This is a genomic window from Wolbachia endosymbiont (group A) of Trypoxylon clavicerum (assembly GCF_947251665.1).
Classification (GTDB): Bacteria; Pseudomonadota; Alphaproteobacteria; order Rickettsiales; family Anaplasmataceae; genus Wolbachia; species Wolbachia pipientis.
Window position 1 is genome coordinate 212,628 of record NZ_OX366374.1, and the last position, 18,957, is coordinate 231,584.

General features: G+C 35.4%; 16 protein-coding genes, 3 tRNA genes and 3 pseudogenes. 13 read left to right on the plus strand and 9 right to left on the minus strand.

The genetic code is table 11. The features are described 5' to 3' along the window. Window positions 1-3 precede the first annotated feature (3 nt). The 3 genes and pseudogenes from OPR60_RS01105 to trxA form a co-directional block, all read right to left on the minus strand. Window positions 4-619, minus strand: a pseudogene (locus OPR60_RS01105) (CADD family putative folate metabolism protein). Between the two features lie 78 nt (window positions 620-697). After that, window positions 698-774, minus strand: a tRNA-Ile gene (locus OPR60_RS01110). Between the two features lie 42 nt (window positions 775-816). Beyond that, complete coding sequence (gene trxA / locus OPR60_RS01115; protein ID WP_065095178.1) at window positions 817-1,140, minus strand: thioredoxin; 324 nt, start codon at window positions 1,138-1,140, stop codon at window positions 817-819. Window positions 1,141-1,383: 243 nt separating this feature from the next. On the opposite strand from trxA, the gene OPR60_RS01120 reads away from it, so the two are divergent. Next, window positions 1,384-2,136 carry an IS5 family transposase gene (locus OPR60_RS01120; protein WP_265039745.1) on the plus strand — a complete coding sequence of 251 codons (753 nt, stop codon included), beginning with the start codon at window positions 1,384-1,386 and terminating at the stop codon, window positions 2,134-2,136. Then, window positions 2,124-2,312: a hypothetical protein gene (locus OPR60_RS01125; RefSeq protein WP_265039753.1), complete on the plus strand. Its 189-nt coding sequence runs from the start codon at window positions 2,124-2,126 to the stop codon at window positions 2,310-2,312. The genes OPR60_RS01120 and OPR60_RS01125 overlap by 13 nt, the downstream gene beginning before the upstream one ends. A gap of 47 nt (window positions 2,313-2,359) precedes the next feature. Here OPR60_RS01125 and OPR60_RS01130 read toward each other — a convergent pair whose 3' ends face one another. After that, on the minus strand, window positions 2,360-2,980 hold the full coding sequence (locus tag OPR60_RS01130) for a ribonuclease D (protein ID WP_065095202.1): 621 nt from the start codon (window positions 2,978-2,980) through the stop codon (window positions 2,360-2,362). 172 nt (window positions 2,981-3,152) lie between these two features. Here OPR60_RS01130 and OPR60_RS01135 point away from each other — a divergent pair. From OPR60_RS01135 to OPR60_RS01150, 4 genes and pseudogenes are all read left to right on the plus strand, one after another. Beyond that, window positions 3,153-3,225: transfer RNA gene (locus OPR60_RS01135), tRNA-Gly, on the plus strand. Between the two features lie 699 nt (window positions 3,226-3,924). Continuing rightward, window positions 3,925-4,677, plus strand: a complete 753-nt coding sequence (locus tag OPR60_RS01140) for an IS5 family transposase (RefSeq protein WP_265039632.1) — start codon at window positions 3,925-3,927, stop codon at window positions 4,675-4,677. 14 nt (window positions 4,678-4,691) lie between these two features. Continuing rightward, window positions 4,692-5,300, plus strand: a pseudogene (locus OPR60_RS01145) (DUF2163 domain-containing protein); the annotation flags it as partial. Between the two features lie 29 nt (window positions 5,301-5,329). After that, window positions 5,330-5,416 (plus strand) — tRNA-Ser (locus OPR60_RS01150). Window positions 5,417-5,522: 106 nt separating this feature from the next. Here the strand turns inward: OPR60_RS01150 and OPR60_RS06980 are convergent. From OPR60_RS06980 to OPR60_RS01170, 3 genes and pseudogenes are all read right to left on the minus strand, one after another. Further along, window positions 5,523-6,431 (minus strand): annotated as a pseudogene (locus OPR60_RS06980) (IS5 family transposase). Then, entirely contained in the window at window positions 6,419-7,171 is a 753-nt protein-coding gene (locus OPR60_RS01165) for an IS5 family transposase (RefSeq protein WP_265039632.1), read from the minus strand. Before OPR60_RS01165 ends, OPR60_RS06980 begins: the two are co-directional and overlap by 13 nt. A gap of 63 nt (window positions 7,172-7,234) precedes the next feature. Further along, the gene (locus OPR60_RS01170; protein ID WP_406829593.1) at window positions 7,235-8,047 is read right to left on the minus strand and encodes a transposase family protein; all 813 of its coding nucleotides are present in this window, start codon (window positions 8,045-8,047) and stop codon (window positions 7,235-7,237) included. Window positions 8,048-8,635: 588 nt separating this feature from the next. Between OPR60_RS01170 and OPR60_RS01175 the strand changes: the two genes are divergently transcribed. The 3 genes from OPR60_RS01175 to OPR60_RS01185 are packed head-to-tail and all read left to right on the plus strand — an operon-like array spanning window position 8,636 to window position 12,034. Then, window positions 8,636-9,745 (plus strand): outer membrane protein assembly factor BamB family protein, encoded by a 1,110-nt coding sequence (locus tag OPR60_RS01175; RefSeq protein WP_265039763.1) that lies wholly within the window; start codon window positions 8,636-8,638, stop codon window positions 9,743-9,745. Continuing rightward, window positions 9,738-11,108 (plus strand): dihydrolipoyl dehydrogenase, encoded by a 1,371-nt coding sequence (lpdA, locus tag OPR60_RS01180; protein ID WP_265039764.1) that lies wholly within the window; start codon window positions 9,738-9,740, stop codon window positions 11,106-11,108. The genes OPR60_RS01175 and lpdA overlap by 8 nt, the downstream gene beginning before the upstream one ends. 2 nt (window positions 11,109-11,110) lie before the next feature. Beyond that, a complete protein-coding gene (locus OPR60_RS01185; protein ID WP_065094582.1) occupies window positions 11,111-12,034 on the plus strand; it encodes a tyrosine recombinase XerC in 924 nt (307 codons plus the stop codon). Here the strand turns inward: OPR60_RS01185 and OPR60_RS01190 are convergent. After that, entirely contained in the window at window positions 11,979-12,692 is a 714-nt protein-coding gene (locus OPR60_RS01190) for a TomO hydrophobic C-terminal domain-containing protein (RefSeq protein ID WP_265039767.1), read from the minus strand. The two genes, OPR60_RS01185 and OPR60_RS01190, sit on opposite strands and share 56 nt — an antisense overlap. Beyond that, window positions 12,680-13,432 (minus strand): IS5 family transposase, encoded by a 753-nt coding sequence (locus tag OPR60_RS01195; RefSeq protein WP_265039632.1) that lies wholly within the window; start codon window positions 13,430-13,432, stop codon window positions 12,680-12,682. Before OPR60_RS01195 ends, OPR60_RS01190 begins: the two co-directional genes overlap by 13 nt. A gap of 88 nt (window positions 13,433-13,520) precedes the next feature. Between OPR60_RS01195 and OPR60_RS01200 the strand changes: the two genes are divergently transcribed. The 4 genes from OPR60_RS01200 (at window position 13,521) to OPR60_RS01215 (ending at window position 18,954) form a co-directional block, all read left to right on the plus strand. Continuing rightward, window positions 13,521-14,552, plus strand: a complete 1,032-nt coding sequence (locus OPR60_RS01200; protein WP_265039768.1) for an efflux RND transporter permease subunit — start codon at window positions 13,521-13,523, stop codon at window positions 14,550-14,552. An 88-nt stretch (window positions 14,553-14,640) separates the two neighbouring features. After that, window positions 14,641-16,212, plus strand: a complete 1,572-nt coding sequence (nusA, locus tag OPR60_RS01205) for a transcription termination factor NusA (protein WP_065095046.1) — start codon at window positions 14,641-14,643, stop codon at window positions 16,210-16,212. 9 nt (window positions 16,213-16,221) lie between these two features. Continuing rightward, window positions 16,222-18,546 (plus strand): translation initiation factor IF-2, encoded by a 2,325-nt coding sequence (gene infB, locus OPR60_RS01210; protein WP_265039770.1) that lies wholly within the window; start codon window positions 16,222-16,224, stop codon window positions 18,544-18,546. Window positions 18,547-18,555: 9 nt separating this feature from the next. Further along, on the plus strand, window positions 18,556-18,954 hold the full coding sequence (locus OPR60_RS01215; RefSeq protein WP_065095048.1) for a ribosome-binding factor A: 399 nt from the start codon (window positions 18,556-18,558) through the stop codon (window positions 18,952-18,954). Window positions 18,955-18,957 lie beyond the last annotated feature (3 nt).

The window sequence follows — 18,957 nt, forward strand, 5'->3', positions numbered from 1 at the left end:
CTACTAACACACGCTAGCATTCATCATTCCATCAAAAAAACCCCACAAGAGCCTTGCTCCCTTTTGAGCACCCTGCATAACTTTATCTTGCTCTTTTTCATCTAGATCTTCAATAAGATTTGCACATTCCTCAGAATGCCATTCATCAGCATGCATATGGACCGTAAAAAATTGAAGAGAACGCTCATCACTTATTGAATGGAGTTTGACGTTCATAAGCGTACAAGGCTCCAAGACCTGCTGCAAAACCTGATCTTACAATGTCAAAGTAACCATCAATTAATTCTTGTGTCTCCTTAATCTGTGCACTTTCACGAAGATCAGATCGCGCAACGCCAAGCCCTTCAGCAAAACGTTTCCATAACTCTGGATGATTTTCATCACCTTGTTCCTCTTCTATTAAATTACCAAGTAAAACCTGTCGCATTTTTAGATCTGGGCACAAAAAATGTATACCACTGATGTAACGAGGAAACGCAGCAACGTGGTGATAATATTCTTTAGCATAGGTTTGTAAAGCTTGCAAGCTTAAGCTTCCTGTATTCCATGACTGGTAAAATGGATGATTTAGTAAGTGCAATTCATCTAACTTGTTATTTAGAGACTTAGTAAATTCCATCATTTCCCCCATTACATTAATATATAGTTCATATACTATAGTTTTCTCATTGTTACGATCATGCTAAGATCAATACAATGGTGGGATTGGTAGGACTCGAACCTACGGCCAATTCGTTATGAGCGAACTGCTCTAACCGACTGAGCTACAATCCCTTTTATCAATATTTATAATACACACAGAAGCAAATTTGTCTATTAGCTTATTTCACTATCAACCCAACTTAGCAAATCATTTGTTGCACCAATTTTGCGTGCAATTTCCTTACCATCTTGAAATATAATCAAAGTAGGTATAGATTGAACCCCATACTTACTTGGCACTTCAGTTTCTCCATCTATATCGAATTTGCAGATCTTAATCTTGCCTTTTCTGTCTTTAGCCAATTGTTCGATACGTGGCATTAGACTTTTACATGGCCCACACCATTCTGCCCAAAAATCTATCAGAACAAACCCTTTATAGTCAGTGACTTCAGATTTGAAATTTTGATCATTTACCGATGTAATATCATCACTCATAAAATACCTAAATTTTTGTAAAATATAGCGTATCTATTAGCAGTTAATCAACTAAATTCTTACCGCAGAGCTTGAAAAATTGCCCTTGTATCTTGTCAAAAGCATCTAATGTTTTAAGCTTATGCATTAGATGGAGAAGGGAAGAACTTTGTAAATTGCCCTAGGCTCTGTGGACAAAAAATATGAAAAGAGAGAAAAAGATGGTAGTTTAGCCTAATAGGTAAAAGATGGAGAAACTACCATATGCAATATTACATCAAAGAGGAAAATTGGAAACAAATTTTAGAGTTCATAAAAAGCGTAAAAGGAATGCACAGCAAAGATGAAAAACGTTTAAGAATATTCATAGAGGCAGTGTGGTACATAGTGCGAAGTGGTTGCCAATGGAGACTTTTACCAAAAACTTGTGGTAATTACAGGAGTATACATAAGCGATTTAAAAGATGGTGTGAAAGAGATGTCTGGAAAAAATTGCTTGAATATACTAAACAAGAGCCTGATTTAGAAGTTGCTATAATCGACGGTACGATCATCCGAGCCCATCCATGTTCATCTGGATATACAAAAAACTCCAAGGATCAAGAAGCTTTAGGGAGGAGCAAAGGTGGCTTTACAACTAAAATACATGCGCTTGTCGATGCACTTGGAAATCCACTTAAATTTACTCTGACTCCTGGTCAAAGAAATGAAATTACGCAGGCACAAGTGTTGACCGAAAGTATCTATAACTCTACTGTAGTAGCTGACAAGGGCTACGATAGCAATGCCTTTGTTACAAGTCTTGAAGACAAGGGATGTACAGTAGTTATTCCGCCAAAACGGAATCGAAAAGTGCAAAGGTATTACGATGAGCATATCTACAAAGAACGTCATTTGATTGAGTGTTTTTTTGGTAAAATTAAAAATTTTAGGCGCATTTTTTCCAGATTTGATAAAACTGCTGAGGTTTTTATTGGTTTTCTCAATTTTGTTGGAGCTCTTGTATGGCTTCTCTAAAATTTTGTCCACAGAGCCTAGCTCTATATTTTCTACTCCTTGTCCTATGTTTTGAAGTGACGGCATTACATCAATACATTCAATTACGCTCCAGCGATTCTTTTTGTTATACTTTAAACTTGTTGGAACAAACTTATATGGACCAAAAGATAACATTTTTATATTTTTCTCGTTGACTTACAAGACGGTATCTAAAGTGTTTTGCACAAACAAAAAACTTCTATTACATCTGGTGGTTAAAGATATCCACGTTTTCCCAACCCATTAAGTCTAACTCAATACGAGTAGGAAGAAATTCAAAGCACTTTTGGGCCAATTCTTTTCTATTTTCACGTTCCAACATTAAGTCTAGCTTTTCCTTTATCTTGTGGAGATACAAAACATCAGATGCAGCATAACTTTTTTGTTTGTCTGTTAAATTTTCGTTTCCCCAATCAGAAGATTGCTGCTGCTTATTTAGTTTGGTATCAAGCAGCTCTAAGCACAACTCTTTTAAGCTATGATTATCTGTGTAAGTGCGAACTAAACGTGAAGCTATTTTTGTGCAATAGCACGGAAGTGCCCAAGCTTCCAAGTAATAACGTATTATGCTCACATCAAATCGCGCGAAGTGAAATATTTTAGTTATATTTTTATCCTCTAATATTTTTCTCAAATTTGGCGCTGTATAATCGTTCTTAAGTTGAACTAAGTGAGCGTTGCCATCATTAAAAGAGAGCTGCACAAGGCATAATCTATCTCTGCTATGAAGTAGCCCCATTGCCTCGGTATCAACAGCTATAGACCTTACATCATCTGGTATTGAACTAGCTGGCAAGTCGTCTTTATATAAAAATATTCCCATAAAGCTTTGTGGAATAATTAAAAACTTATGATAATCAAAAATGAGCCTTAAGTATACGAAAAGATCATAGAAGGAACCACGCAAATTTATGGGCTCTCACATTTTTCGTGTACACGGGGTTTACAAATCGCTGTATATGCCTATAATTAAGTAAATTTAGGTTAATTTAATTGCGGGAGTAGCTCAGTTGGTAGAGCGCAACCTTGCCAAGGTTGAGGTCGAGGGTTCGAACCCCTTCTCCCGCTCTTTACTTTCAAAATCATTTCGTCAAAAATCCCTTGACACATTTCGTCAGCCCCCTTATCATGAAACTGAAGGTATTCAGTTATCTTCATCTGTGCAGATTAAACAGCAAGAAAACAACGTAGTTGGCGTCTTATTTTTAATTTTTTGCACTATGTGCACCTTATGTCTTCACAATATTTCTAGGTTTTTACCTACACAAGCTGAAACGCGCTTATAAGTCGTTTAAGACAGTATAGTACGCCAATTTGCAGGATTAGAGAGTGACAACTAGCTAACACGGGATTTCTTTTGCCTTTTTTTCTGTTTAGTAAATTTCTTAAACATTTAAACTAAGGTGAGTTGCATTTAAAAGCAGCTAAATTGCAGTGTTTAAGACTTAAAAAACGCCAATACTGAAAATAGACAATGACCAGGGTTTCTTTTGCCTTTTTTTCGCTTGGTAAATTTCTTAATGTTTATGGCTAAACGACAATCGTCATCCCGCTACGTGTTAGTGGGATCTCTTGTTAGCAGCTGAGATACCGCGAATGAATCGCGGTATGACGTAGGACTGCTGTCATTCCAGCGCGTGACGCTGGAATCCAGTTCTTATTACCTGGTGTAAAGTTAAGTTTCCTAGGCTCTGTGGACAAAAAATATGAAAAGAGAGAAAAAGATGGTAGTTTAGTCTAATAGGTAAAAAATGGAGAAACTACCATATGCAATATTACATCAAAGAGGAAAATTGGAAACAAATTTTAGAGTTCATAAAAAGCGTAAAAGGAATGCACAGCAAAGATGAAAAACGTTTAAGAATATTCATAGAGGCAGTGTGGTACATAGTGCGAAGTGGTTGCCAATGGAGACTTTTACCAAAAACTTATGGTAATTACAGGAGTATACATAAGCGATTTAAAAGATGGTGTGAAAGAGATGTCTGGAAAAAATTGCTTGAATATACTAAACAAGAGCCTGATTTAGAAGTTGCTATAATCGACGGTACGATCATCCGAGCCCATCCATGTTCATCTGGATATACAAAAAACTCCAAGGATCAAGAAGCTTTAGGGAGGAGCAAAGGTGGCTTTACAACTAAAATACATGCGCTTGTCGATGCACTTGGAAATCCACTTAAATTTACTCTGACTCCTGGTCAAAGAAATGAAATTACGCAGGCACAAGTGTTGACCGAAAGTATCTATAACTCTACTGTAGTAGCTGACAAGGGCTACGATAGCAATGCCTTTGTTACAAGTCTTGAAGACAAGGGATGTACAGTAGTTATTCCGCCAAAACGGAATCGAAAAGTGCAAAGGTATTACGATGAGCATATCTACAAAGAACGTCATTTGATTGAGTGTTTTTTTGGTAAAATTAAAAATTTTAGGCGCATTTTTTCCAGATTTGATAAAACTGCTGAGGTTTTTATTGGTTTTCTCAATTTTGTTGGAGCTCTTGTATGGCTTCTCTAAAATTTTGTCCACAGAGCCTAGAAATTGAAGGGATATTAAATAGTATTGATATTAAAGAAGAAGATGTTTTATCAGGAAAGTACGACTTTGCAAATATTGAGATATTTCTTGTGAATTATAAAGACTTGACCCAAGAGACAATGAATCTACATTCAGGAACTTTTGGTAAAGTGACATTAAGTAGTGGAAGATTTATTGTTGAAATTAGAGGGCTCTCAGCAAAGCTTGAGAGAAGCATAGCAGAATTATACTCTCCTGCATGCAGAGCACAATTTTGCGATGATAAATGTAAAGCCGATACTAAAAAATTTAGTAAAATAAGTACAATCACTAAAGTAATAGATGAAAGAAGATTTGAAGACACAAATTTAACTGAGAGTGATGAATATTATAAGCACGGAGTAGTGAAATTCTTTGGCTCAACAGCATTTGAAGGTGTAGTAAAAGAATATAAAAATAAAGTAGTTACATTGTTTACTGTGCCTCCATACCAAATTTTTGCTGGAGATAAATATTCAATACTTGCAGGTTGCGATAAAACATTTCCAACTTGCAGAAGCAAGTTTAACAATACTGTGAATTTTCGTGGTGAACCCTATATACCAGGTTTTTATATTGTTTAGCAGCACAATTTTCAATATCATGAATACATGGAAAGGTGGCTGAGTGGTCTAAAGCACACGCTTGGAAAGCGTGCACATATGAAAATATGTCGGGGGTTCAAATCCCCCCTTTTCCGTAGGTTACTTCTAGAATAGTATAAAACCCTCGGTCGCGCACACAACTGTACGAACATTGTAATATGGTACAATGTTACAACTATGCGGTGGTAATTTACGATAAATTCATGTAGCCATTTCAAATTTAGCCATACCAATGTCAGTAAATTGATTAAGCAAATAACACTTGAGTAGCAGTTCCTTCCCACGATTAATTTCAGATTTGTTCCGAAAATTAAACCCGAATGTTTGTTTCAGTCGCGAGAAAAAACTTTGTACATAAGATCTTTTTCCGTAGTTTGTTTGCCTTTTCCACCTCTTCATTCCATCTTCGCTGTATGACTTTATTAGTCTAATTGCAGCATTTCTCTCTGCCATACTTTGGATGCTCTGCTGCATTGTTTTTTTGGAGGAATTTTTGTCTTTATGCCGCATTCATCACACAATTTATAGAGTTTATGTCTGTCATATGCTCTGTCTGCATATAGTGCTTTTATGGCATGCTGAAAATTAACTCCTTTAAGCAAATCGCAAGCTCCATAGTGATCAGACCGTTACTGTATTTTGCAGCTATGGCTTTTTTGCTGTTTATATTCAACATTACATGCAATTTTCTTGTCTGTTCATAGCCACGATATTTTCTGTCAGCGCTATTTTCCTTGCTGTGTGTTGTTATAAATGCTGATGCTTGTGCTATCTATGGCAATTTCGATATCTTCCATATTATTTTTATCAATTCTGCAATCATTGATCTTAATATTAAGTTTTTTTTGAAGCTTGCGAATAGCTGATAACTGCCAAATCTCTTCCTATTTGTTGCAAATATCCTTTTATAAACCCGACTGTTTGTCTTAAGCCAATTCTAAAAAGATTAACGATTATATGGACTAAAATCACAACTTTATCACTATAAATATAGTTGCCGCCCTGCATTTTTGGACTATTTTCATACCAATTTTCGATAGCTTTATCGATGTAACGAAAAATATTTCCTCTTTTTTCTAGGCTCTGTGGACAAAATTTTAGAGAAGCCATACAAGAGCTCCAACAAAATTGAGAAAACCAATAAAAACCTCAGCAGTTTTATCAAATCTGGAAAAAATGCGCCTAAAATTTTTAATTTTACCAAAAAAACACTCGATCAAATGACGTTCTTTGTAGATATGCTCATCGTAATACCTTTGCACTTTTCGATTCCGTTTTGGCGGAATAACTACTGTACATCCCTTGTCTTCAAGACTTGTAACAAAGGCATTGCTATCGTAGCCCTTGTCAGCTACTACAGTAGAGTTATAGATACTTTCGGTCAACACTTGTGCCTGCGTAATTTCATTTCTTTGACCAGGAGTCAGAGTAAATTTAAGTGGATTTCCAAGTGCATCCACAAGCGCATGTATTTTAGTTGTAAAGCCACCTTTGCTCCTCCCTAAAGCTTCTTGATCCTTGGAGTTTTTTGTATATCCAGATGAACATGGATGGGCTCGGATGATCGTACCGTCGATTATAGCAACTTCTAAATCAGGCTCTTGTTTAGTATATTCAAGCAATTTTTTCCAGACATCTCTTTCACACCATCTTTTAAATCGCTTATGTATACTCCTGTAATTACCATAAGTTTTTGGTAAAAGTCTCCATTGGCAACCACTTCGCACTATGTACCACACTGCCTCTATGAATATTCTTAAACGTTTTTCATCTTTGCTGTGCATTCCTTTTACGCTTTTTATGAACTCTAAAATTTGTTTCCAATTTTCCTCTTTGATGTAATATTGCATATAGACCTGCTGCGAATCAAGCGATAAAAAAAAGGAAAGGAGGGTGAATAAAATCAAGGTTAACTAAAAGGCGTGCTTAAGATTTACAATACCAGCAATAATATTGAACCTCAAGTTATATTTTTTCTGAAAATTGCGATAAACATTCGACATAATCTTAAATATCTTTATCTCTCGGATCTTATTTTCTACTCTCATTCTAAATGATGCTAACCTTCTATTATGCTCTTTCTGCTCTGGAGTTAATGGCTTTTTACGATACTTTTTATATGGAATTATAACATTGCTTTGCAATTTTTGCCAACCTTGATATCCAGAATCAGCATGTTTTATGCTATCAAGTGGTAAATATTTTTCTTGTTTCCTTATGCGAAAATCACTAATTCTACCACGGTATGACTTTGACACTGATAAAATTCTTCCTCCTTCTTCGATAATAATCTCAATTTTCATAGTGTTGGTTCTTTTTTTTCCTGAATATGATTTCTTCCGTTTTTTACTATCTTCTGGCCTCTGTATTTGCTGTTCTGTAACATCAGCCAAAATCTTCAGTATTTTTTCTGGCGTCATACTTCTATCTTTTGTTATAGTCACTTTTTTGGCGAGTAATGGCTCTATTCTCTTAAGTAACCTACATACATTTGCGTTGTGCACATTGAATAGGCATCCTAAAAATCTATGTGTTATGTAAGTGCGATAGTACAAAATTACGCAAAACAACTTATCTTCCAGAGTTGGTAGTTTTGATCTTCTACCATGACACTTTTTCTGTTTTTCAAGTTTTTTCCATCCAGACCTCACTTTTTCTACTACTTTTTCGAACTCCTCTATACTTAAACCTGTTATATTACGAAAGTTTCTTGGGTGTTTTTTCATATTATAGTAACTAAAGCTCATTTTTTTTCCTTACTTGATCTGCTTATTCTTCTTCTACCCCTCTCACATCATTTTTTCAATCACCTTTTGCAGCAGGTCTTATGGTAGTTTCTCCATTTTTTACCTATTAGGCTAAACTACCATCTTTTTCTCTCTTTTCATATTTTTTGTCCACAGAGCCTAGAAATTTGTTATATTCATGGCAGTTACTAACTCTCATTTTTTGTGGCATATTTTTTCTTCAACAGTTAAATAGCTATTTATAATGAATTTTGTCAGTAGCCACCAGATTTTTTCAGTTGCTATGCAACAAAGCCATCCCAGTGTCAAGCACTGGGATGACAGGAAAAGAGGCTATTTGGATGACATCTTTCTTCTTGGTATAAATTACTTTTATATCTCAATGTTCATACAGCTATGCACGTTGCTGCATAGTGGATGAGGTGTATTACCTCTAAGAGTATAGTTTTTTACATAATAATGTGATATTCTGTTCATAAATCAATGTTTCAACGTACAACAAGAACATTTTCATTGTGATTAAGATTTCTAGTATGTATATTAATAAATCTTGTTCTCAACTAAGTAATGAAAGTAATAATTATTATAATAATGTTATTGTGTAGCAACTATACAATGGCAAGCGAGCGAATAAGTCTAGTGGATAAAAAACTATCTCAAGGGTATGTAGCTCCAGTGCTTACAGAAAATAGCGTTATTTTACCAGACAAGCACGGCGCTTTATATTCCTTTGATATTGATAACTCAAAGGCTATGAATTGGAAATTACACCTCTCACATAGGAAAAAAATCGGTAACATGAGCCTATTGCGTCACGGAGGAAATGTTTTCTTTATAGTGGATAACGTTCTACACACAATAGATGCAAAAACCGGCGAGATTCAGTGGGAAAAAGAATTGAGAGCTCCAGTAAGAGGGAAAGCAGGAGTAATAAACAATAAATTGGCAGTATTGACTATTGATAATTATCTGTACGTGTTTGATATAAAAGATGGCAGCTCCGTTTGGACTTATCAAAACGGTATCAATGAGGTTCGAGGTTTATATTCCATATCGCCAGCAATTTCTAACGATAAAATAATAGCGCCATTTTCAAATGGTGAGTTAATAGCTTTTAATAAAGACGGTAAAAAATTGTGGAGCCAAAAATTGGCTACAAACCTTTTGGATACACAGCTCACAGATGTAACTACTACACCGAGAGTGCTTGGCGATACTTTAATAGCTACAAATAATTCTTATATTTATGGCATTGAGGTGAAATCAGGAAATATTTTATGGTCAAAGTCACTGCAAGTAAAAAGTGTATCAGACATTGAGTCATATTATAGTCCTCTTATTCCTGCAGAGAAACAAAAAGAAGGCGGAAGAATTTTTATAGTAACTGAAGATAATAAAATAATCGGCCTGGATATAAAAAATGGAGAAACAGTCTGGGCATCTGATTTAATAGAAAATACGCAATTGTTTGCTCCAATTGTGCATGCCCATACACTGTGGGTGACAAGCAATAAAGGTTCAATGCTTGCTTTTCCTGGATCTGAAAGTGCAGGAAAGGTAGTCAAAGTACCTGGTAATGTGTTTCACACTCCAGTGTTTACTCACGATAAAATATATGTAACAACTGAGGGAAATGGTGTTTATTCTTTAGAAAATAGGTTTGTTCTTTATGATTGATTATGATCTGATTGTTATAGGTGGTGGTCCAGGCGGTTATAAGTGTGCTATCGCTGCTGCAAAACTTGGATTGAAAGTTGCCTGCATAGATAAAAATAGCATTTTTGGTGGTACATGCTTGCGAGTTGGGTGCATACCTTCCAAAGCACTACTTCATTCTTCCTATCAGTATGCTCACACGAAAAATGATCTGTCGAAGCTTGGCATAAAAATTAAGGATGCAAGTTTCGATTTAAAAGAAATGCTAGGTTATAAGGACGCCAGAGTTCAGGAACTCAGAAAAGGTATAGAATATCTGTTTAACCTTCACAAAATCACTAAAATCAATGGGCTTGCTTCTTTTGACCAAGGTAATCTTGAAGTTTCAGTTGAAGGTAAGGTGCTGAAGACAAAAAATATAGTAATTGCAACCGGTTCTGACGTTATTTCTTTGCCAGGAATTAATATCGATGAGAAAGACATTATTTCTTCCACCGGTGCACTATCTTTAACTGAAGTACCAAAAAAACTTGTCGTAATCGGAGCCGGGGCAATAGGGCTTGAAATGTCTTCTGTATGGAGGAGGCTAGGGTCTGAAGTCACTGTAGTAGAATTTTTTGACAGAATCGCTGCAGCAATGGATGGAGAATTAAGTAAGTCTCTACTTTCTAGTCTACAAAAACAAGGAATAAAATTTTTACTTAGCACTAAAGTTGAGGAGATAAAACAAAGTAGTAACTCTTTGAGTGTGAAAGTTTGTTCTGTAAAAGATAATCAAACAAACACTATAGAGGCGGATAAGGTATTGGTGGCAGCAGGACGCAAACCATGTACTGATGGTCTTGAAAAAATAGAAAAAGATAATCGCGGTTTCGTTCAAGTTAACAACAGATATGAAACTAATGTGAAAGGAATATTTGCTATTGGTGATGTGATCGGTGGAGCAATGCTTGCTCATAAAGCAGAGGAAGAAGGGGTAGCAGTTGCAGAGATAATCGCTGGGCAAGTACCTCACGTTGATTATGGAATCATACCATCTGTCATTTACACTCACCCTGCGGTTTCTTCGATTGGTAAAACCGAAGAAGAACTCAAAAATGCTGGCCGTGAATACAAAGTGGGTAAGTGTCAATTTGCTGCAAACGGCAGAGCAAAAATAACTGATGATGCTGAAGGATTCGTGAAAGTGCTAACTTGTAACAGAGCAGATACAATACTAGGTGTGCATATCATAGGGGCATACGCTGATACGCTAATCAACGAAGCAGCAGTTGCAATGGCATACGGCGCAGCAGCAGAGGATATATACAGAATTTGTCACTCTCATCCTGATATAAACGAAGCTTTCCGTGATGCGTGCATCGATGCTTTCTTTAAAAAATAATTGTGGACCTCGGTTCAATCATTGAAAAATGGTATGAGTGGCTGAGGTGCAACAGATCTTATTCACCAAACACTTTGGAATCATACATGAGGGACTTGAAGGACCTCATAAATTTCCTAAGCACTCACATTGGTGAAGAAGTAAATGTCGGCACTTTGGAAAAATTGAGCGTACCTGAGTTAAGAAGTTGGCTTACCTCTCGTTACGCAAGAGGTGTAAACGCAAGATCCAACACTCGAGCACTCTCAGTAATCAGAAATTTCTTCAAGTACATAAAAAACAACCACAATATAGACAATGAAGCTGTATTTTCCTTATCAAGGCCAATTCAGAGAAGAACTTTGCCCAAAGCACTTTCAATATCTAATATAAAAGCTTTATTAAAAGAAATGAAACTATCCGACCTGGGTGAACCTTGGGTGGTAAAAAGAGAAATTGCAATTATCGTCCTGCTATATGGTACAGGCTTAAGAATCAGTGAAGCGTTGAACCTTAGGGTTAGTGATATTAACAATGAAAGTTTAATAGTAACAGGTAAGGGAGATAAACAAAGGCAGGTATTCATTCTTCCGGTAGTAAAAAAATGTATACAAGAATATGTAAAAGCCTGTCCTTACCTTGATGAAGCACAACATCTTTTTTTGGGAGTAAGAGGAAAAAAATTGGGGAGAACTTATGTCGCTAATCGTTTGCAGAAAATAAGGAGAATATTAAATCTGCCAGAAATCTTATCTCCACATGCATTTCGTCATAGTTTTGCTACTCATTTGCTTCAGGAAGATATTGATATAAGATCAATACAACAACTGCTTGGTCATTCGAGTCTTGAGACCACTCAAGTTTACACTCACCTCAATTATCAAGATGTTTTTAATATGTATAAGAATTTCCAACAAAGTTTGGAGAAGAAGCCAAAACCCTTGTAACTCGAGGATTATCTGTGGCACTACCAGGTTCTATATCTTTTTCATCTCCTTTGTATAAAAAATATCCTACTAAAAGAAGAACAAGTGCAACTGCTGCAAGACAAGCACCTATTACTGGATAATCGTATAAAACTGCTAAACATGCACCAACAGCAAACGCTCCAGACAACACAAAAGCAGCAGAAGCGTAGTTGCTTAGTTTTCTACCAGGAGAAATTGCTTGCGAGGATTTTTCGTTTTTATTACTCAGACTTTTAGTACGGAGCAGTCTATTTTCTGATGAAAGCCTATCTCTTTCTTCAGTCAGTCGAGCTACTTGATTAGTAAGAGCGCTAATCCTTGCTTGCTGACTTAATTTCTCTTGCTTTGCACTATCCAGCTCTTGCTCTGTTTCTGCAAGTTGAGCTTTTATTTTTTCAAGCTCAATTATAACTTCTTGAAAAGCTCGCTCAAAACCTGCTGGTATATTATTCGTATTTGCCACAGGTTGTTCCACACTTGCAGGAAATTTTTCATTTAGATAATTTTTAATGGACTCAGTTGGCTCACTAGCATTTCTCAATGCAGCAGTAACAATTGCACGATTTATGAAGCAATTATCCTTTACCAATTCTTTTACATCATCTAGGCTCTGTGGACAAAATTTTAGAGAAGCCATACAAGAGCTCCAACAAAATTGAGAAAACCAATAAAAACCTCAGCAGTTTTATCAAATCTGGAAAAAATGCGCCTAAAATTTTTAATTTTACCAAAAAAACACTCAATCAAATGACGTTCTTTGTAGATATGCTCATCGTAATACCTTTGCACTTTTCGATTCCGTTTTGGCGGAATAACTACTGTACATCCCTTGTCTTCAAGACTTGTAACAAAGGCATTGCTATCGTAGCCCTTGTCAGCTACTACAGTAGAGTTATAGATACTTTCGGTCAACACTTGTGCCTGCGTAATTTCATTTCTTTGACCAGGAGTCAGAGTAAATTTAAGTGGATTTCCAAGTGCATCGACAAGCGCATGTATTTTAGTTGTAAAGCCACCTTTGCTCCTCCCTAAAGCTTCTTGATCCTTGGAGTTTTTTGTATATCCAGATGAACATGGATGGGCTCGGATGATCGTACCGTCGATTATAGCAACTTCTAAATCAGGCTCTTGTTTAGTATATTCAAGCAATTTTTTCCAGACATCTCTTTCACACCATCTTTTAAATCGCTTATGTATACTCCTGTAATTACCATAAGTTTTTGGTAAAAGTCTCCATTGGCAACCACTTCGCACTATGTACCACACTGCCTCTATGAATATTCTTAAACGTTTTTCATCTTTGCTGTGCATTCCTTTTACGCTTTTTATGAACTCTAAAATTTGTTTCCAATTTTCCTCTTTGATGTAATATTGCATATGGTAGTTTCTCCATTTTTTACCTATTAGGCTAAACTACCATCTTTTTCTCTCTTTTCATATTTTTTGTCCACAGAGCCTAGAAATTATGAACCAACCTTCATCCGGGTTTATAAATATTCAAGATAGCAGATCAGCACCTGAAATAGAGTGGAATATGAGTGTTGATAAGAGTAAGGCTACAAGCTCTGAAGTAAGTGTTGCAACCATTGGCGATTTTATAAAGATGGTTACAAATGGAGTGTTGATTGGAAAATATAGACCAAATAACACGGATGAAGAAATCGATATTGTACTCCGTTTCCCTGGAAAGGATCGCAACATGAAGACTATAGACAATCTTTTTATCAATACAGTTAATGGCCCGTATCCTATGAGCAATATAGTAAAATATGCTCCCGAAAAAAAGGTAAACAAACTAAACAGGATTGATGGATTACGCACAGTGACAATCTCTGCTGACGTTGATACTGGCTATCTTGTTGATGAAAGAGTAAAGTTCATTCAGAATTCTATTGCCCAGGATTGGGACAAGGGAGTAAAAATTGATTTTAAAGGCGACAAAGAAGATCAACAAAAATCAGGAGCATTTTTGTTAAAGGCTTTTATATTAGCGATTACACTAATGATATTGGTATTAGTGACACAGTTTAATAATGTATACCATACATTTATCGTAATGACAGCAGTGTTTTTATCCACAACATGTGTGTTTTTTGTTTTCTTTCTTATCCAACAAGTTTTCGTAGTTGTTATGTGTGGAGTGGGGATAATTGCTTTGGCGGGAATTATAGTGAATAATAACATACTATTACTTGATGCCTTTCATCACCAAATTAAGGTACACAAAAATGACATCAAGCGATGTGTAATAAACGCTGCAATTTCTCGCGTTAGGCCAATATTGCTTACCGTTGCAACCACAGTTCTTGGTTTAATACCGATGATTACCAGGTTAAATATCAATTTTTTTACGCTACAAATCACATATGATGCTCCATCAAGCCAGTGGTGGGTTGACATTTCAACAACCATAGCAAGTGGAATATTAGTTGCAACGGTTTTAACTTTATTCTTTACTCCTGCGTTGCTTGTTATACAAAAACATGAAAAAACTTGACTTAAATTAGCAATCATTTAACATTTAAGATAGTGTTCTTTGCCCGTTGGAGCTATAATTATAACTAATTACATTGGATTTATTTATTATGATTGCTAATCGTAAAAGCAGTGTTAAGCAGAAAAGTAACAAGAATAACATAGTTGGAAGCCTTGATGTAATAAAAACAGCAGGAGAGCTTTCACTTCAAAAAGGTTTAGATTTTGATGTTGTAATAAAGGCACTAGAAAGTGCTATAGAAGCAGTGGCTTATCAAAAATATGGTAGCAAAAGTAAAATTGTAGTTAATATAGATAGAAACACAGGCAAAGTTACTTCATACAGAAAACTAAAAGTTATTGATGACGAATCAAATAGAGAAGAGAATACTGAGTATGAATCAATTACGCTGACACAAGCTAAATTAATAAAAGAAGATGCAAAAATTGGAGATACTGTTAGTGAATTACTCTCTCTTAACACTGATCTTGCTTCAGCAAGAATTGCCCAGCAAAAAATTGCTCAAATAATTAAAGATGAAGAGTCAAAAAAGCAATATGAGGAATTTAAAGATAAGGTGGGAGAAATAAGGTATGGTATTGTTAAACAAGTAGAATATTCAGATCTTATTATAGACATAAATGGCACTAGGGCATATCTTCCATTACGAAATTTAACCGGTGGTGAATCATTTCGTGAAGGCGATAAGGTTAAAACTTATATACAGACTGTTAAGCGCTCTGATGATGGACGTCAAATTATTCTTTCTAGGACTCATGAAGGCTTTTTAGAGGCATTATTAAATCAAGAAATACCAGAAATTGCTGATGGGTTAGTAACAATTAAAGGTATAGCTAGAGACGCCGGCTCAAGGTCTAAGGTTGCTGTTTTCTCTCCTGACAAGAACATTGATCCAGTAGGTGCTTGTGTTGGAGTTAAGGGAGATAGAATAAAAACCATTATACACGAATTAAATGGTGAAAAAATTGACGTTATAAATTACTCCTCAGATTTGGGTCAATTTGTTATTAAAGCCATTACTCCTGCAGAAGTATCGAAGGTTATTATTGATGAAAATGAAAATTGCATAGAATTAATAGTTGCTGAAGATCAATTGAGTTTAGCTATAGGAAAAAAGGGCCAGAATGTAAGATTAGCTTCAGAGCTTGTTGGATGGAAAATTGAGATATTAAGCACTCAGCAAGAATCAGAAAGGCGAAGTAAAGAACTTAGTCAATGTTCAGCTTTATTTGCTGAAGCTTTAAACTTAGAAGAGATTATGGGTCAGCTATTGGTGACAGAAGGTTTTTCAAGCGTAGAAGATATATCCAGCGCTTCAATTAAAGAGCTTGCTTCAATAGAGGGCTTTAATGAGGATATTGCAAACGAACTTCACAATAGAGCAAACAAGTATCTGAAAGCAGAAAATGATAGAAAAATAGAAGAGCTAAAAAGTCTAGGTATGGAAGATGATGTAATCAATTTAACTTTATCAATAGACAATAAAATTGCTCTTAGTAAACATGATATTAAGACTTTAGAGGACATAGCAGATTTATCAAGTTATGAGTTTTGCAGCATACTCTCTTCCTCAGCTGATAATAAGATGAATTCAGAAAATCTAAAAGATACAGTAGACTCAATAATCATAGAAGCACGTAAAAAGCTTGGGTTAATATAATAAAATAATATGAATAATGAAGATATTAGTAATAAAAAATTAACGCTCCAAGGCTTAAGCAAGCTTAAATTAGACCTCAATTTAAACTCTTCAACTAGCCCAAGTACTGGAGCTACAATAGTAAAAAAAAGAAGAAAAAAATCTCATGATGCAGAAGAACATAATTTATTTGACGAGAGTAAATTATGTTCTTTAACAGAGAAAGAACAAATTTTTCGCATTAATGCTGTGCAGAATGCTGCTTTGCTGAAAGAAAGAAATCAGAGAGAAGAAAAAGAGAAAACAGCAAAAGAAGACAGCAATAAAGAGATTGACGAGAAAAATGAAGCGGACGCTTTATCTAAGGAAATAAATAAGCAAGTTTTAAGTAATACCCACTTAGTTGAACCAAAAGAAGATAGTATTGACCATGAGGACAACGATAAAAAGTCTTTTAAAGTCAACAAAGATATATATTCTAAGCATTCTAAACTGGTAATTGCACAGGCAATAGATGAAAAAACTGAACAACCCCCTGTATTTAAGCAAAGGTTTGGTATAAGAGGTAGAAAGTCAAAGTTTACTAAGGGTAAAAATATATCAAGAGAAGTTATTATACCAGATAAAATAACTATCAGGGAGTTATCTATTCGCATGGCAGAAGATAGCAAGAGTGTGCTAAAAATGTTCAAAGAAGAAGTCGGTGAGAGTTATAGAGTAGATGATCTGGTGGATCCAGATATAGCATGTGAAATAGTGGAAAAATTTAATCATACGGCTAAACGAGTGAGCGATACCAACAGAGAAAAAGATTTATTTTTTATAGAAGGCAGAGGAAGCCTGCCTAAAAAACCTAAACCACCAATCGTCACTTTTATGGGACACGTCGATCATGGTAAAACCTCATTGCTCGATGCATTTCGTGAATCTAATGTTGCAGAAAGAGAGTCAGGTGGCATAACTCAACACATAGGTGCTTATCAAATAACGACAAAAGATAAGCAAAAAATTACCTTTATTGATACACCAGGACATGAAGCGTTCACTGCGATGCGTGCACGTGGTGCCAATATTACTAATATAGTTGTAATAGTAGTTGCAGCTGACGATGGAATCATGAAACAAACAGTTGAAGCAATAAATCATGCAAAAGCAGCAAATGTTTCTATTATAGTTGCTATTAATAAAATTGATAAATCTGAGCCTGGTGATGTAGAAAAAATAATTAATAGTTTGCCTCAATATGATCTCATTCCTGAAGAGCTTGGTGGTGATGTTATGATTGTGCCAGTATCAGCAAAAAAGAAAACTAATTTAGATAAACTAGAAGAGACGATTTTGTTAATCGCTGAATTAATGAAGCTAGAAGCAATAGAAGATTGTCGAGCACTTGGATGGGTAATAGAATCCAAAATAGATAAAGCGAAAGGAATATCAGCCACATTGATAGTTGAGGAAGGAACGTTAAAGGTTGGTGATATATTGGTAGTTGGTACAACATACAGCAAAGTACGTAGTATGGTTAATCACCTCGGTCAAAGAGAAAAAGCAGCACTACCCTCCGCTCCAATTGAAATTACTGGTCTAAATGGTGTGCCAAATGCTGGAGATAAATTTGTTGTTATAAATTCTGAAAAGCAGGCGCGTGAAATTGTTGAATACAGGCTAGAGTTAATCAAGAAAAAAGAAGAAAATTTAGATGAGGATGATTTAGATATATTCAGCCGTAATAACAGTGAAATAGAAGAATTATCTGTAGTTTTAAAATGCGACGTAACTGGATCTATTGAAGCAATATCAAGTTCAATTGATAAACTCGGTAAAGACCAAGTGAAATTAAATATCCTACACAAAGCAGTAGGAGGGATAACAGATTCAGATGTGCTGCTTGCAGAAGCATCAAGTGCAGTAATTTTAGCTTTTAATGTAAAAGTGGACTCAAAAATAAGGGACTTGGCAAAACAAAAAGGTGTAGAAATACATACTTATAACATAATATACGAGCTCATTGACGACATGAGAATGTATTTAACTAAAATGTTAAAGCCTGTTACACGAGAGGTTCGTGTTGGCTTTGCATCTGTGAGGCAAATATTTAATGTATCTAAAGCTGGTAATATCATTGGATGTTATGTAAGTGATGGAGTCATAAAAAAAGATTCTTTAATTAAGGTAGTGCGTGGTGGCAAATTGGTGCATGAAGGAAAGTTAAAAGCACTACGTAGATTTAAAGATGATGTTAAAGAAGTAGGTGTAAACTTTGAATGCGGAGTATCACTAGAGGGTAATATCGATATTAAAGTTGGAGATATTTTGGAAGCTTATCAATTAGTGCAAGAAGAAAGGGTGTTATAGTAGCTGGATATGAAAAAGGAAATTAGAAACCTAAAGATAGCATCGGTATTGCATAGAGCAATATCAAGAGTTCTAATGGAAGGTAAGGTGTTCAATAAAAATATAGCGGTATCTGACGTAAAATTAAGTAAAGATTTGAAAAAAGCAGATGTATATATTGTGTTATCTTCATTGAATATCCAAGTAGCTGACTACTTAGATCCAGAAAAAAGACGCACTGGAGATCCTTCTGAGAATAATTGTGATCTTAACACTGTTGTTAATGAAATGAACCAATCTGCATGGTCAATACGTAAATCTATACTGTGTTATGTTGATTTGCGATTTATACCTGAGTTAGTTTTCAAGCCTGATTTAGCGTTCGATAATTTTGTTAATGTAAGCAAAATATTACATAATCACACTTAATTA

Coding starts and splice junctions, on each gene's coding strand:
- OPR60_RS01140 (WP_265039632.1), top strand. CDS start 3,925: ATGCAATATTACATCAAAGAGGAAAATTGGAAACAAATTTTAGAGTTC.
- OPR60_RS01215 (WP_065095048.1), top strand. CDS start 18,556: ATGAAAAAGGAAATTAGAAACCTAAAGATAGCATCGGTATTGCATAGA.
- trxA (WP_065095178.1), bottom strand. CDS start 1,140: ATGAGTGATGATATTACATCGGTAAATGATCAAAATTTCAAATCTGAA.
- OPR60_RS01190 (WP_265039767.1), bottom strand. CDS start 12,692: ATGGCTTCTCTAAAATTTTGTCCACAGAGCCTAGATGATGTAAAAGAA.
- OPR60_RS01170 (WP_406829593.1), bottom strand. CDS start 8,047: ATGAAAAAACACCCAAGAAACTTTCGTAATATAACAGGTTTAAGTATA.
- lpdA (WP_265039764.1), top strand. CDS start 9,738: ATGATTGATTATGATCTGATTGTTATAGGTGGTGGTCCAGGCGGTTAT.
- OPR60_RS01200 (WP_265039768.1), top strand. CDS start 13,521: ATGAACCAACCTTCATCCGGGTTTATAAATATTCAAGATAGCAGATCA.
- OPR60_RS01165 (WP_265039632.1), bottom strand. CDS start 7,171: ATGCAATATTACATCAAAGAGGAAAATTGGAAACAAATTTTAGAGTTC.
- OPR60_RS01195 (WP_265039632.1), bottom strand. CDS start 13,432: ATGCAATATTACATCAAAGAGGAAAATTGGAAACAAATTTTAGAGTTC.
- OPR60_RS01175 (WP_265039763.1), top strand. CDS start 8,636: ATGAAAGTAATAATTATTATAATAATGTTATTGTGTAGCAACTATACA.
- OPR60_RS01120 (WP_265039745.1), top strand. CDS start 1,384: ATGCAATATTACATCAAAGAGGAAAATTGGAAACAAATTTTAGAGTTC.
- OPR60_RS01130 (WP_065095202.1), bottom strand. CDS start 2,980: ATGGGAATATTTTTATATAAAGACGACTTGCCAGCTAGTTCAATACCA.
- infB (WP_265039770.1), top strand. CDS start 16,222: ATGAATAATGAAGATATTAGTAATAAAAAATTAACGCTCCAAGGCTTA.
- OPR60_RS01125 (WP_265039753.1), top strand. CDS start 2,124: ATGGCTTCTCTAAAATTTTGTCCACAGAGCCTAGCTCTATATTTTCTA.
- nusA (WP_065095046.1), top strand. CDS start 14,641: ATGATTGCTAATCGTAAAAGCAGTGTTAAGCAGAAAAGTAACAAGAAT.